At 59.3% G+C, this 13,631-nt stretch carries 10 protein-coding genes; 3 read left to right on the top strand and 7 right to left on the bottom strand.

Annotated elements, in window-relative coordinates; genetic code table 11:
• Positions 1-88: 88 nt before the first annotated feature.
• From AAIS01_RS25465 to AAIS01_RS25450, 4 genes are all read right to left on the bottom strand, one after another.
• Positions 89-871: a MetQ/NlpA family ABC transporter substrate-binding protein gene (locus tag AAIS01_RS25465; protein WP_343471235.1), complete on the bottom strand. Its 783-nt coding sequence runs from the start codon at positions 869-871 to the stop codon at positions 89-91.
• A gap of 178 nt (positions 872-1,049) precedes the next feature.
• Positions 1,050-5,786: an RHS repeat-associated core domain-containing protein gene (locus tag AAIS01_RS25460; protein WP_343471234.1), complete on the bottom strand. Its 4,737-nt coding sequence runs from the start codon at positions 5,784-5,786 to the stop codon at positions 1,050-1,052.
• 25 nt (positions 5,787-5,811) lie between these two features.
• Entirely contained in the window at positions 5,812-6,765 is a 954-nt protein-coding gene (locus AAIS01_RS25455; protein WP_343471233.1) for a hypothetical protein, read from the bottom strand.
• Positions 6,766-7,288: 523 nt separating this feature from the next.
• Positions 7,289-7,534: a DUF2789 domain-containing protein gene (locus tag AAIS01_RS25450; protein WP_343471232.1), complete on the bottom strand. Its 246-nt coding sequence runs from the start codon at positions 7,532-7,534 to the stop codon at positions 7,289-7,291.
• A gap of 145 nt (positions 7,535-7,679) precedes the next feature.
• On the opposite strand from AAIS01_RS25450, the gene AAIS01_RS25445 reads away from it, so the two are divergent.
• The 3 genes from AAIS01_RS25445 to AAIS01_RS25435 all read left to right on the top strand — a co-directional run bounded on the left by AAIS01_RS25445 (position 7,680) and on the right by AAIS01_RS25435 (position 9,790).
• Positions 7,680-8,204, top strand: coding sequence for an NfeD family protein (locus AAIS01_RS25445; protein WP_343471231.1), 525 nt, complete (start codon positions 7,680-7,682; stop codon positions 8,202-8,204).
• A 1-nt stretch (position 8,205) separates the two neighbouring features.
• Positions 8,206-8,967: a slipin family protein gene (locus AAIS01_RS25440; protein WP_092401948.1), complete on the top strand. Its 762-nt coding sequence runs from the start codon at positions 8,206-8,208 to the stop codon at positions 8,965-8,967.
• A gap of 439 nt (positions 8,968-9,406) precedes the next feature.
• On the top strand, positions 9,407-9,790 hold the full coding sequence (locus AAIS01_RS25435; RefSeq protein WP_343471230.1) for a DUF6124 family protein: 384 nt from the start codon (positions 9,407-9,409) through the stop codon (positions 9,788-9,790).
• A 560-nt stretch (positions 9,791-10,350) separates the two neighbouring features.
• On the opposite strand, the gene AAIS01_RS25430 is transcribed toward AAIS01_RS25435, so the two are convergent.
• The 3 genes from AAIS01_RS25430 to AAIS01_RS25420 are packed head-to-tail and all read right to left on the bottom strand — an operon-like array spanning position 10,351 to position 13,619.
• Positions 10,351-11,322 (bottom strand): sulfotransferase family protein, encoded by a 972-nt coding sequence (locus AAIS01_RS25430; protein WP_343471229.1) that lies wholly within the window; start codon positions 11,320-11,322, stop codon positions 10,351-10,353.
• Positions 11,310-12,092, bottom strand: a complete 783-nt coding sequence (locus AAIS01_RS25425; RefSeq protein ID WP_343471228.1) for an aspartyl/asparaginyl beta-hydroxylase domain-containing protein — start codon at positions 12,090-12,092, stop codon at positions 11,310-11,312. The genes AAIS01_RS25430 and AAIS01_RS25425 overlap by 13 nt, the downstream gene beginning before the upstream one ends.
• 15 nt (positions 12,093-12,107) lie before the next feature.
• A complete protein-coding gene (locus AAIS01_RS25420) occupies positions 12,108-13,619 on the bottom strand; it encodes a TolC family protein (protein ID WP_343471227.1) in 1,512 nt (503 codons plus the stop codon).
• Between the last annotated feature and the right edge of the window lie 12 nt (positions 13,620-13,631).

The following is a 13,631-nucleotide window of genomic DNA, read 5'->3' as shown; positions in this document are numbered from 1 at the left end:
CGACGCTCTTCCGATCAGCGTCGGCACAAAAAAACGCCGACGCTGGCAAAGCCGTCGGCGTTGAAACTTCAAAACCCTTGCTGTTCGATCAGAACGCCGGCAGTACCGCGCCGCTGTATTTCTTCTCGATGAATGCCTTCACTTCCGGGCTGGTCAGAGCCTTGGCCAGTTTCTGCATGGCCGGGCTGTCCTTGTTGTCCGGGCGAGCCACCAGGAAGTTCACGTACGGCGAATCCGAACCTTCGATGACCAGCGCATCCTTGGCCGGGTTAAGACCCGCTTCCAAGGCGTAGTTGGTGTTGATCATGTCCAGGTCGACCTGATCCAGCACACGCGGCAGCATGGCCGACTCCAGCTCCTTGAACTTGAAGTTCTTCGGGTTCTTGGCGATGTCCTTGGGGGTCGCCAGGGCGTTTTTCGGGTCCTTGAGCTCGATCAGACCAGCCTTCTGCAACAGGATCAGGGCACGACCACTGTTACTGCCTTCGTTGGGGATGGCGATGGTCGCGCCGTCCTTGAGTTCGGCCAGGCTTTTGACTTTCTTCGAGTAACCACCGAACGGTTCCACATGCACGCCGATCACGGTCACAAGATCAGTGCCTTTGCCTTCGTTGAAGCTCTTGAGGTACGGCAGGGTCTGGAAGTAGTTGGCGTCCAGACGCTTCTGATCCACCTGTACGTTGGGTTGAACGTAGTCGGTGAACACCTTGATTTGCAGGTCCACGCCTTCTTTGGCCAAGGCCGGCTTGATCAACTCGAGAATTTCGGCGTGGGGTACCGGGGTGGCCGCCACGACCAGTTTCTCCGCCGCCTGGGCCAGACCCGCCGTCAGAGAGGCTGCCAATGCGGTGAATAACAGAACCTTTTTCATGCAGTGTCCTTATCGAAAATCACCGTCGTCATGGACCACGGTCAAAAAATGGAAGTGCCAGCGAAGTGCTATCGCTGGCGTGGTGCCGAAGATACCGATATTTTTTATGCCTCAACAATACTTTTTTGTGAGCCATATATAACAATAATTTATATATGGAAAGCGTAAGGACCACCCTTCATGCGAATCGGATATCCGCGCTTCGCTCCCGGATGTCACCGTAGATATCCTCAGGTGCCTCGCCCCGTCGAGGGTTACTGAGGCTTTCCCCCGTCAGTCCCAGAAACGCTTGGGCCTTTTCAATGTACTTGTCCCTATCGACGGTGTAGATGGCGCCCTTGATCGGGTAGTGGGCATAGCTGACCACATCCTTGGCAGTCAGCACATCCCGCAGATCATTTTGCACAGCAATGAGGTTGCGCCGTCCGCCGCCTCGGACCAAAGGACTCGCAGCCTTGGCATAGGCACCGATGCGCGTCCCGCGCAACGCGTTGCTGCGGCCCAGCGTCACGGCGTCACCGAGCGACTCGACCGTATTGCGCAGGGCGACCGAGGTCCCTCTGTTCAGCAGTTTTCCTGTCAGGGAAGCCCCGCCGGACACGGCGCCCAAGGCCAGGCTGGCGTAGCTCAGCACCTGGGTGGCGACAGCGTCCGGAGCCACCTCTTCCAGCACGATCGACGCGATCGATGCCGCACCTGACACCACTTCCAGGGTCAACGCCGTTGCGGCCGAAAACGAGATGCCGACCAAGGGGGCGGAGGCGCCGAGGGTCGCCAGGGTGAACACAACGGATGCGATGGCGAAAGCAGCGGTAATGCCAATCTTGATCCAGCCCCAGGTCGAGATATGGCCGGTGGGATCGCTCAGATTGATCGGGTCGCCGAGACAATAGGCATAGGGATTGAGGCCACCGCCATCGAAAGGGCTCCAGCTGTCTGGCCGGTGAAATCGCATCAGTACCGGATCGTACGCCCGATAGCCGTTGCCCAGCAGATAACAGCCGGTCACCGGGTCCTGCGGCTCGCCGCCGAGACCGAACAGACTGCCCAATCCGTCTGCCGCTGCGCGTTGCCCATAGGGCGAATAGGCATGCCGCGGGCTGTCGTCGCCGGACAGTGCCTGCAAGACGTTACCGCAGCCGTCGGTTCTGAATAGCACCGTCTCCTGGCCGTGGGACAGCGCCAGCAACTGCCGCCCTTCGTGCAGGAGGCTGCGGCTATCCTCCCCGGTGACTTCGCTGCACAACTGCTCGGCGCGGTAGAAGCGCCGACACGGCTTCTGCCCTGCCCGTTCAACGGCATGAAGCCGGTCAGAGGCATCGTACCGATAACGCGCCAATATCGACCTGGCGTCAGCCGAAGCCACACTCTCCAAGCGCCCCAGTTCGTCGTAGATCAACTGACGTCCATAGGCATCGTTGAGCAGATTGCCGTCATCGTCGTAGCGGAAAGTCGAATGGGCGGATGCATAGTCCGGATGACTGTGGCTGACGCCGCTGAGTTGCGTTTTATCCGCCAGGTCATATCGATACGTGGCCGTGTTCACGCCGCCTGCGAAATGCGTGACGACCTGGCGGATGTTATCCAGACCGTCATAGGTAAAGTCCTGCCCGAGGATCACTTTACCCTGAGCGTCCACTGGCCCCTGCCCGCCTTGACAGGCGTAACGCGTCAACCGCCCTCGCAGGTCATAGGCAAACATCTCGTCACGCAAGAGCCCGCTGGACTTGAGCGTACGCTGGCTGAGCCTGTCGCCCGGGCCGAACGACTGGGCCACCTCGACGACGTCATTTCCCTGGGAGGAACGCCGAAGGATTTCGCGGCCAAAGTCGTCGTAGTCCAGATCGGTGACCAACGAAAGGCCCGATCGAGGATCGCTGACGGTGATGCGCTTGACCTGCTCCTGGGCATCGTACGAGTACGTGGTGGTGATACGCTCCTGAGCGGGGAGGGCGGCAGGGCCTTGGGTGATGCCCGTCAGACGTCCCGTCTGATCATAAACGCAGGTGCGAACCGTGCCACTGACGTCCGTGTAGCCAATCGGCTTGCCCATCAGCGAATAGGTTTGTCCACTGTCGAAGCGGTCGAGCGCCGTCACCCACGACTCCCGGCTGAGACGGCCGGAAGGGCCGTACTCCATGCGCCGTTGCACCAGCGCATTGGCCGATTCCTGGAGCAAACCTGTGCGTGGGTCGAACCGATGCGTGGTCGCAACGGACACCTGGCTACCGGAGCGGCTGGTGACGCCATCCTCGAACAACGGATCAAGAGTGAACCGCAAGGTTTTTCCAGCGGCAGTGCTCTTCTGCGCAGGGTTCCTGCTGGAACCCTCGTACACCATCCGTTCGGTACGACCGCCCGCCTGGTGAGTGGTAATGCGCATCAGCCCGTCGTAGGTACGAGTTCCCACTACATAGCCATTGACACTGATCTGAGTGGGATAGTCGCCCTGGCTCTGGGCGGCGTATTTCTTCTCGACCAAGGTACCGTCGGGCAATGTGGTATTCAGCACGCGGCCGGCCATATCGTAGGTGTAGCGGGTCACCGCACCGTCGGCGGCTGTTTGCTGGATGCACCGCCCCAGACCATCGTATTCGTAGCGGGTCACCTCTCGCACGATGCCGGAACGGTCCACACGTTCGACCCGCGATGGTTTCTCCAAGGCGTTGATGAATGTACGGGTCTTGCCGCCACCCTCTATCCACTGGGTGCGCGTACGCGCCACAGGGTCGATCTCGTCATGAACGACCCCTTGCCCGCAGCGGGTGGTGCGGTTCTGATGCCCCCACTCGTCGTACTCGTAGCGGGTTTCCAGGGTTTTCGGCTCGCCGTCGAACCAGTCGGTCTGTTCATCCGACTGCAGGCGTCCGAGGCCGTCATATCGGGCTTCGTAGATCACCCGCAGGGGCGCGCCGGGCATATCGACGTCCTGTTTCTCGACCTTCACGGTACGACCCAGTCCATCGCTGCGGGTCACGGTCAGGGCGCCGCGAGCATCCTTGACGGTGACGCTGACCGAACCATCATTGGAGGCGTCACTCACCTGATAGATGAACTGACGCGACGCTGAGCGGCCCGTGTCAGGCATCACCGTTTCACGGGTCAGTTGCCCCAGCGAATCGTATTCCATGCTGACGGTATTGCCACCGGACTCGCCGGTCTTGATCAGCCACCCACACACATCATGCCAGTCCTGTCTCAGATGGCTCAGTCCTTCGGCGCTAAAGGTCTGGTCGGTGCGCACGTTATCGTGTTCACGCCGGTACGCATAACGATGCTCACGACGAACGCCGCCTACGGTTTCGACCTTGCTTTGCAACCGTCCATGAAAGACGTCATTGACGTTGTTCACGTACTTCAATCGACAGGTCACACGCGGCTTGGCGACGCCATCTTCGTAAAGTGTCTCGCTGACGAGCCGGACACAGCGCAGGCCCGCGAGCCGCGAAGGCAATTCGCTGTAGGTGTAGCGAACCACAGTGGTCGGCGCGGCGGCGAAATCGGTTGAGGCAAGAATCGACTTCTGCTTCAGAAAACAAGGCACGCCTATGGGGCTGGCGGGGCAATCCGCGTTCCCTTGTGCCGGAAAATACTCATAGACTTCCCGCGCCCCGCCCGGGCTGGTTTTTTCCAGCAGATTGCCATGTTCGTCATAAGAAGTGTGGGTGGTCTCGACCCGACTTTTTACGCGGGTCGCGCGAGTATCGAAGAAGCTATCGCGCACGATGCGCTGCATCTGGAACTGCGGAGGCTGATCCCTGAAAGCTCGATTGGGCACATCGTAATATTCGATTTCCCGCAGCTGCATCTTGCTGCCACTGATCGTCCTTTGCGAAACCATCGAGTGGAAGCGATTGTAGGTGCGTATGACTCGGGAAGACTCACGCGGACCGCGTGTATCCGCAACCATTTGAATCTGAGTGCAGGAGTATTGGTAGTCGCCACTGACGTCATAAAGCACATCACGCTCAGCGGACCAGCGCATCCCCGCACCATGCCCAAGAAAATTCCTGACGGAGTATTCGTACAGGGTGATCATTGCCGGCTGGTCACCGCCAGGCGACATGATCGATTCAGACACAACGGGCAGGTAAGGCACCGGTGCCCCGTTGGGAAGCCTATGACCCTCGGCCTTGTACCGGAGCGTTTGCCGGGCCCCGCTTGGCTGGTGGACTTCGGTCATCAGCAGAAAACCATTGATACGCGAATAGTCGAAGGTCCAGGTCAACGGGACATTTTCAGCGGTAATCAACCTGATTTGCTGGAGTGTTCCATTGCGCAGGGTCAACAGGTACCGGAGTTTCCTCGAAGGTACATCCGGCCACAGGGTGACCGTCGTTGCCATCGACCTGCTCCGGGCGTATTCAATCTGCAGGATTCGGCGATGCTGCTGGATAACCGCCACCAACTGCCGCCGGCCAGATACCAGGCGGTACTCATAAAGCGTTTCCTTGCCCTCGGGACTGTATTCCCGCGCAAGCAGCCATTCGTGAGAGGTCGTACCGGGGCGCGATAGCACGTCGACTCTTCCATCGATGTACTCGATGAAAAGTTCGTTGCCCTCGACCGTGACGCGCAGGTTATCGAGCTTCTTATCCTGGAAAGCAGTCTGATTCCCATCGGTAAAAAGCTGATAGGTTTCGCCGTTCGTCAATGTCAACTTTCGTCTGCGCTGATCATAACTGCTGGTGCGCAACGACCAACCGGCCCCAAAACCCAGGTCCTGATCATGGAAGGCGTCGTATGCCAGGGTCGCTGATACTCTCGAGCCGACGGCTGCGTCAGCCGGTGCCGTGTCCAGCGCCACGCTGCAACTGCAGCTACCTGTGCGCGGATCCACGCCTGAACGGACAAAACTGTCAAACTTGAAGGCCGCCGAAGTCAACTGACCTTGGAGGGATGAAGAGGTATTCATCGGTTCTTCCTTGAACGAATTGTTTTTATATTCTGGTCACGCGAACCGTCAGCGGATCGTCAGTCAGCTCCACGCGCAGTTCATGAAGATTTCCGTACATATCGACCAGTTCCAGCGCAGTGCCCGGCACAGGGTCCCTCACCCAGACCGATCCGAGTTTCCCGTAGGCCAGAACCCATGCAACACGCCCGTTTTCGCTGCGATACCTTCCCAGTACATCCGGCCGCTCCCAAGGCACTGGACCGCCTGTTCGCATGTGTTGACCATTCCCGTAGCCGACAAGGTAATAACCCGAATAACGCTTGTCCGAACTTCCGATCCTTGGATGAGCGACCATATTGAAATCCGCAACGAACCCCATTCTTTGCTGATCAACGACCAGATCCAGCATGAAAAGCTCGACCTTCTCGATATCACCTCTTGTGCTGGAGTAGGGAGCCGAAGTGCGACTAAGCGAATATTGCTCAGAGCGATAGATTGCCGGTGGAAGAGACACTAACGTGAGTGCGCCAAATTCATCCTGTTTTCTGGATCGAAACGTTTCGCCGTCTGCCCGGGTGATGCGTAACTGCAGTTCGATCGGTTTATCGGAGCTGGACGTGACGTAAAAATCCTTGGTGTAGACAAACTCTCCCGACGGCACTGAGCCCCGGGCTGGCAGGTTGGGAGGAAGCTGGCGAAAGCGAGTATCCTGCCGGTCGGTATATTTCCATACACCGACATCACCGCGATTCCTGTCCTTGATAAGCTCCGTCCCCGTATGCCCATCAATCAGGACAATGGAATCGATTTCCGACTGAGTCAGGGGAAGGCTGCTTCCCAGCCAGCTCTGGACCTGGACAAATACCCTCACCATCAGTTGTTGATTGCCGTTGCTGTATAACTGGTTACCCCCCGTCACGGAAAAAACCCCAAAGTTTTGCACGTCGTACCAACCCGACTGTTGCATCGCGACAGGTGTATTAATCTCGTATTCCATTTAAATCCTCGACACGCTGATTCATTGATTAATGGTCAGTGTCCATTCGACTGACCCTATTGCTTTCGCCATTCAATTAACAACTTCAGCGCACCGACAATCAAGTTCAAAAACCAGACAAATTATTTGCATTACCCACTAAAAATTCACACAAATAAAACATCGCCAGAGCAACACCAGTTAATATTCATATAATAAAAGCCCGCCCCTCTCACCCGACAAACTTTAGATTCATTTATCCAGTCGCTGTACCCGTGATGTTGGGCGATACTTGCCAGCCCGGCACAATCAGGTAGCGAATCAATTCGTTGCGCATCGGTGACTCTCCTGCGTGTCTGTTGCAGGCGAGTATTAGAGAGGCGAGTCATATTAGTTAATTAATAAGCTACGAATTAATAGCAATAAAGAATAAACACTTTTCTTTGTAGGAGCGGGCTTGCTCGCCAAGCGCTGGGCCAGTTGTCGGTGATGCTGGCTGATACGACGTATTTGCGAGCAAGCCCCCACAGGCTCTACTTACATGTCACTCGTCGCGCCCCTTGCGCAGCAACACATTCAACTGGTCCACCACTTCCGCCCAGTCTGCGTCCTCGAGGATTTCTTCTCGCAGTAACTGCTGCTGGCTTGTGCTCCAGAAAAACGCGTCAGCCAAGTGCAGCTCAGGCTTGAGGGGGGAATGGGTCGTGATGAATTTGTCGATATCAACGGGGTCGTCAGACAGGCCCAATTGCTTGAACAGCGCGGGCAGGCTGTGGATCGGGGATTCCATGCGGGACTCCTGAGCATAGGTCGGATGGCTGGGTTATTCCCCGCAGTCTAGCCTCTTGATGACCGTCGGACTGATCAAAATTCAATCAATCGTTGACTCGACTAGACTCTGGGTACCGTCTCGAAGAATGCGTTGCGGAGGTCCCGTGAACATTCACTGCTTTACAGTCGCATTGCTGGCCATGAGCGGGCCGGCATTGGCGGCCGACGGACTGGCGTTGCTGGCGGCCAATCCCTTGGGTTTCTGGCTGATTGCTGCGGGCGTGGCCTTGCTGATCGCCGAGGCCGCTTTGCCCAACTACGGAGTCGCCGGGTTGGGCGGCATCATTCTGTGCGTCATTGGCGCAATCATCCTGACCAACGCCGATGTACCGGTCCCACTGATGATCGTCCTGGGTCTGATCAGTGGCTTTCTGCTGATCGTGCTCTTGGTCCGCGCGTTGAAGACCCGACCACGCCAACCCGTGAGCGGCGATGCCGCGATACTGGGCAGCGTCACGGCGGTGACCGCCTTGCAGGCCGGTAGCAATCACCAGGGCTGGGTCCAGCTGGAGGGCGAACGCTGGCAGGTGACAAGCGCAATGCCACTGCGGCCTGGCCAGGCGGTGCGGGTCATCGCACGCAAGGGTCTGCTACTGGAAGTGGCCGCCGCTGATTCACAAGGAGCCTGAGATGGGTATGCAAATCGGTTTCACGATGCTGTTGTTGCTGTTGATAGCGCTGGCGGCTTCAACGTTCCGGATCCTGCGCGAATATGAACGCGGGGTGGTTTTCCAGCTCGGCCGGTTCTGGCAGGTCAAAGGGCCGGGGTTGATCCTGTTGATCCCTGTGGTGCAGCAGATGATCCGCGTCGACTTGCGCACGATTGTCCTTGATGTACCAGCGCAGGACGTGATCACCCGCGACAACGTCTCGGTGAAGGTCAACGCGGTGCTGTACTTTCGCGTGCTCGATCCACAGAAGGCGATCATCCAGGTCGAAAACTTCCTCATGGCGACCAGCCAACTGGCCCAGACCACATTGCGCGCCGTCCTCGGCAAACATGACCTGGACCAATTACTGGCCGAGCGAGAGCAATTGAACAGCGACATCCAGCAAGTGCTGGACGCCCAGACCGACGCCTGGGGTATCAAAGTGGCCAACGTGGAAATCAAGCACGTGGACCTCAATGAATCGATGATCCGCGCCATCGCCCGGCAAGCCGAAGCCGAGCGGGAACGGCGGGCCAAAGTGATCCACGCCGAAGGCGAGTTGCAAGCCTCGGAAAAACTCATGCAAGCCGCCGAAATGCTCGGTCGCCAGCCTGGCGCCATGCAACTGCGCTACATGCAGACGCTGGGCTCCATTGCCGGGGACAAGACCTCCACTATCGTCTTCCCGCTGCCCATTGAATTGCTCAAGGGGATGGCGGAGTTGTCGCCAAACAAGGCTTGATCCATGCGCAGGGCATGAAATCTCAAGCGAAAGATCAAAAGATCGTCCGAACGCGGCCCGAGCCTTCGGCAGCTCCTACACCGGTCCCTGTAGGAGCTGCCGAAGGCTGCGATCTTTTGACCTTTTCCCCCGCCAAACCCTCGGACATTTCCTTCAAAACGCCGGGCTGTTCATGAACTAGGCAGCGCTTTCGAGCGCCGCTAACCTCTGCTTGTCACCAAAAAACGGTGACACGGACGTGCAAGTCCGATCTAGGAACGCATTCGTTATGGCTATTCGCCGAGCATTTTTCTATGCTCGCCGATTGTTATGGCGGCTGCGCGTGGGAGACTTTCGAGTCTGCCGGGTTCCTGGACCGGTCTTGCACACCTACGTACAGCTGCCACCTTTTTTCGAAGTGCAATCGAAGGGTGTCGGCTCCACCTCCAGGGAAATCATTATGTTCAAAGCAACACCGAATCCGCCACAAAGCGGCCATAAATCCCGCGTCGAAACTCTCGAAGAAAAAAAGCTCGAAGACGCCGCCACCCGCGCCCTCGATTACTACCTCAAACCCCAATCCTCCCCACCGCCCGAACCTGACAAAAACCAGCTCTTCATCGTCGCCCCCCACATCGACACCGAAACCCTGCTGGCCAACGCCTCCGAAGACCTGCTCTCCATCAGCACCATCGCCGCCGACCTGGCCGACGACGTCGATGACTCACGCCGCTGCGTAGCCCTGGCGATTAGCCGCATGGCCGATGGGGTGCAGTTGTTGGTTGAGCGAGCGCTGGATCATCTGGAAACAAAAGAGATGGCGGCGCCTGGAACCAAGGGGTAGCGCTTTGCTTTGATGCAAGCTGTGCCGACGCCTTCGCGAGCAAGCCCGCTCCCACAATTGGATCGAGGTACGGCCGGAGAGTCAGGCCGGCTATAAGGCCGCCTCGCGAGCAAGCTTTGCTCCCACAGGTTCTGCTCAAACAGGTCTGATGGGTGTACCGTCCCCGCTAAAGCCAGGTCGGCTGTCAGGCCGCCTCGCGAGCAAGCTTTGCTCCCACAGGTTCTGCTCAAACAGGTCTGATGGGTGTACCCCGCTAAAGCCAGGTCGGCTGTCAGGCCGCCTCGCGAGCAAGCTTTGCTCCCACAGGTTCTGCTCAAACAGGTCTGGTTGGTGTACACCCGCTAAAGCCAGGCCGGCTGTCAGGCCGCCTCGCGAGCAAGCTTTGCTCCCACAGGTTCTGCTCAAACAGGTCTGATGGGTGTACACCCGCTAAAGCCAGGCCGGCTGTCAGGCCGCCTCGCGAGCAAGCTCTGCTCCCACAAGAGATTGAGGGGCAGTTGCGGATACTCAAACCCGCACAAAACAAATGTGGGAGCGAGCCTGCTCGCGATAGCGCTGGGTCAGTCGACATTGACGCCGGCTGAACAAGTGCCAACGCGCCAGGTTTCGAGTGCTTCATAGGGCCCCTGCGCCCAATGCATCACCCGATGGCGCAGCGATGACGAAGCCTCCCGACGCTTGTCCTCGCTGTCACCGGCAAACACCTGCCCCGGCTGCTTGGCATGCTGCCCCGCCATCGCAAACACTTGGCGACGCTGGGCGTCGTTGAGTCCGAAAAATTCTGCCAGCCGACCTGCCATCGCATCAGGCAACTCAGCGTAATTAACCGCCAGCCCGGCGAACTCATGGCAGCGCTCCAACCCTATCTGCAACAACCGTCCCAGTCGGCGCGCGACGAAATCTTCCTGGCCGCTGAAGGGCAATTCGTCGTCCAGCACGCTCGGCCCGATCATCCCCGGCACCATGTGCATGCCGGGACGACGCAAATGGGAAACGGCGATTTCCAAAGGGTCGCGGTACACGAACAGCCAAGGCGTGTCGGGAAAGCACTCGCGCAGCAGCGCCAGTTCACCGATGTTCCAGGCGTCGAGCTTGATCACCAAACGCTCTTCCACGCCTCGGCGGCGCTGCCCATAGGCCGACATCAGCCCCATGAGCGCCATGCTCCGGTCAGCGTGCGGCATAGCATTGCGCAGCAGAGCATCCAGAGGCGGCGGCTCTGAAATGACGATGTGATCGTCGAGTTGCGCAAGCATCTGGCTGATCAACGTCGAGCCGCAGCGGGAGGCATGGAAGATGAATGCACTCGGAAGCAGGCCCGGGCTTTGTTGCCTCCACTGGTCCAGGACACTTAAAGGGGTCTGGCGGCGGAACGCCTGGTTGAAAGGCAACCGCAGGGCCTGCTCCACCGCGTCGCCGAAGAACGGTTGCGACAATCGCGCCTCGCCGAACCAGCACCAGTCAACCTGCCACTGCCCCGCCGCTTGCCACACGCGGATCGGCAGCCAGCCGTCCAGGTTCAAGCCTTCCACTGGTCACTCCACTGCCGGCGTCCGTTGCGCATGGCCGCACGCAATTGCTCCCGGGTAAAGTGTAAATCGCGTCCGGCAGCCATCGCGATGGCACACTCAATGAAAGCCTCCACGTCATGCAGGCTCTGCAAGGTCCGGGCGAGTTGCGGGTCGCTTTCAACGAGTTGCTCAAAGCACAGCAGATCACTTCGCTCGGCCCCGACTGCCGGTGTGCTGAGCAGCCCAGTGGCCACCTGCCTTTGCAGCCATGGGCTGGGGCGGCAATCGAGCACCAGATGAATCCGTGGCTGAGTGCTGTGGTTATCGACGCGATGAGGCAGTGACAAGTCGAGAAACCAGCATTCACCCGCCGTCATCGGAATCCGTTGCCCATCCAGCCAGAAGTCCACGCCTGGCGGGCTGAGCAGTGGAACGTGCAGGCGCAGATCGGCGTCCGCCCCCGCCAGGTCATAATCGCGATGCTCGTGGATGCACCCACCGGGCCCAAGTCGCAGCAGCCGGGCCGAGACGATCTCCAGCGGCCAGTCGCGCAACGCTTCGTGCCAACGGTTATCGTCCGACCAAGGCACGCGGCGTACGGGCTGACCGCGCCCGGGGGACAACGGGGTCAAGGCATCGGCCGCCGAAATCAGCGCCACACCACTCCAGTCACCGCTGTAATAGGCGCTGTTGAAATGGCCATGCCAATGAACGTCCTCAACGGCTGCCAGTGCCTGCAACAGCAAAGGCAGGTTCACCGTTACCGGCAGCCGGGAAAACGCCGGGCGCACCCTACTTGCGGCCTGTTATTGGGTCACCGCTGCCGTCGGCACCGCGATATCGCCCTGGGCCCACGCCGCTTCGCGGTTGGCCAACGCCGTGGCAATGGACTGCACTTGGGTCGATTGCACTTCATCGGGCAACGGGTCGAGGCCAGCGCTGGCAAAGATCTGGCCGTAGGCATTGCGCAGGTCGGCATAGGCCAGATCCCGCCGCAAATCAGCCTGCAGCGTATTGAGTTCGCCCTGGATCAGGTCCAGTTCCCCCAAGCCGGCGGCCTGATGGCGGTTGCGCAGTTGACCGACGATCTGCCCGTCGATATCCGCCAACTGCTGGCTGGTCTTGAACTGGCGCAGCGCCTCGCGGTAATTGGCATTGGCCACGTACAGCTGCGCCAGCACGGCAATCGACATGGCCTGACGCCGCGCCGCCGCCACCTCTTCACCGGCCTTGGCCACGTTGATGGCCGCCGGGGCGGAGATCACGTTGAACAGGTTCCAGGTGACTTTCACGCCATAGTCAGCCCAGCCCTGCTCCACCAGGAACGAGTTGCTGTCGTAATGCCCCCCAGCGGAAAATTCCAGCCCAGGTAACAGGCGCAGCATGGCCTTGCGGGTTTCGGCGGCGGTAATGCGCGTCTGGTAGTCCTGCTCGCGCAGTTCCGGGCGGCTGGTCAGGGCTTCCTGCTCAAGACGCGCGAGATCGACCTTGAGCTCCGGGATGACGTATTCATCCTGGGTGGCCAAGGTCAGCTCAGTGCCCAGGGGCAGGTTGATCAGCGTCGCCAGTTCCGTCTTGGCCAGGGACAACGCCCGGCGCTGCTCTTCGAGCTGGCGGGTGGCCTGGATCAGCGAGCGCTGGTAACCCAACGCTTGCACCGGGTCGCCAATGCGTTGTTCGCTCATGCTTTGACTGTTGCCGCGGGCCGTATCGACTCGGGCCATCAGGCTGTCGATCTGCTTGAGCAGGCGCTCGGCGGCCATGGCTCGCCAGTAAGCCGAACGCACATCCTGAACAATGGTGTTGATGACCTTGCGCCGACGCTCCTGCACGATCAGTCGCTGGTCCCCGGCCTGCTTGGCGCTGATGTAGCTCACGCCGAAATCGAGCACGTTCCAGACCATGGTCAGGTCGGCCACTTCGCGGTCGCGGTCCTGGGAGGTCGACGGTTCCAGGGACTGGGTACCGGTTTCCACGCTTTGGCTGCTGGAAGCGCTGACGTTGTTGCGGCCTACATAGCCGGCGTCCAGGGCCATGCGTGGCAGCATGTCGAAACTGGCCAAGTCCAACTGACGCTTGGCCAGTGCCTCTTCCATGATCTTCAAGCGGCCTTCCAGGTTGTACTTCACCGCACGGGCCATGGCCTGGTGCAGGGTCAGCGGGCCGCTGAGGGGCTCCTGATCCTTGTACATGTTCTGCAGATCGGTCTGGGCGCGCTGTTCGCTGACGCTACGCTCGATCGGCTCGCTGGTGACCGCACATCCGCTGACCGTCAACGCCAGCACACTCATTGCGAATAACTTCTGACTTCTATTCATTCCCTGGATTGC

The organism is Pseudomonas halotolerans (assembly GCF_039581215.1).
In the GTDB taxonomy this organism is placed as follows: domain Bacteria; phylum Pseudomonadota; class Gammaproteobacteria; order Pseudomonadales; family Pseudomonadaceae; genus Aquipseudomonas; species Aquipseudomonas tehranensis.
The sequence above is the reverse complement of the archived record's forward strand: the minus strand, read 5'-3'. Positions and strand labels throughout refer to the sequence as shown.

Bases quoted from the DNA above. Each gene is read 5' to 3' on its own strand.
- AAIS01_RS25465 (WP_343471235.1), bottom strand. From the start codon at position 871: ATGAAAAAGGTTCTGTTATTCACCGCATTGGCAGCCTCTCTGACGGCG.
- AAIS01_RS25460 (WP_343471234.1), bottom strand. From the start codon at position 5,786: ATGAATACCTCTTCATCCCTCCAAGGTCAGTTGACTTCGGCGGCCTTC.
- AAIS01_RS25455 (WP_343471233.1), bottom strand. From the start codon at position 6,765: ATGGAATACGAGATTAATACACCTGTCGCGATGCAACAGTCGGGTTGG.
- AAIS01_RS25450 (WP_343471232.1), bottom strand. From the start codon at position 7,534: ATGGAATCCCCGATCCACAGCCTGCCCGCGCTGTTCAAGCAATTGGGC.
- AAIS01_RS25440 (WP_092401948.1), top strand. From the start codon at position 8,206: ATGGGTATGCAAATCGGTTTCACGATGCTGTTGTTGCTGTTGATAGCG.
- AAIS01_RS25435 (WP_343471230.1), top strand. From the start codon at position 9,407: ATGTTCAAAGCAACACCGAATCCGCCACAAAGCGGCCATAAATCCCGC.
- AAIS01_RS25420 (WP_343471227.1), bottom strand. From the start codon at position 13,619: ATGAATAGAAGTCAGAAGTTATTCGCAATGAGTGTGCTGGCGTTGACG.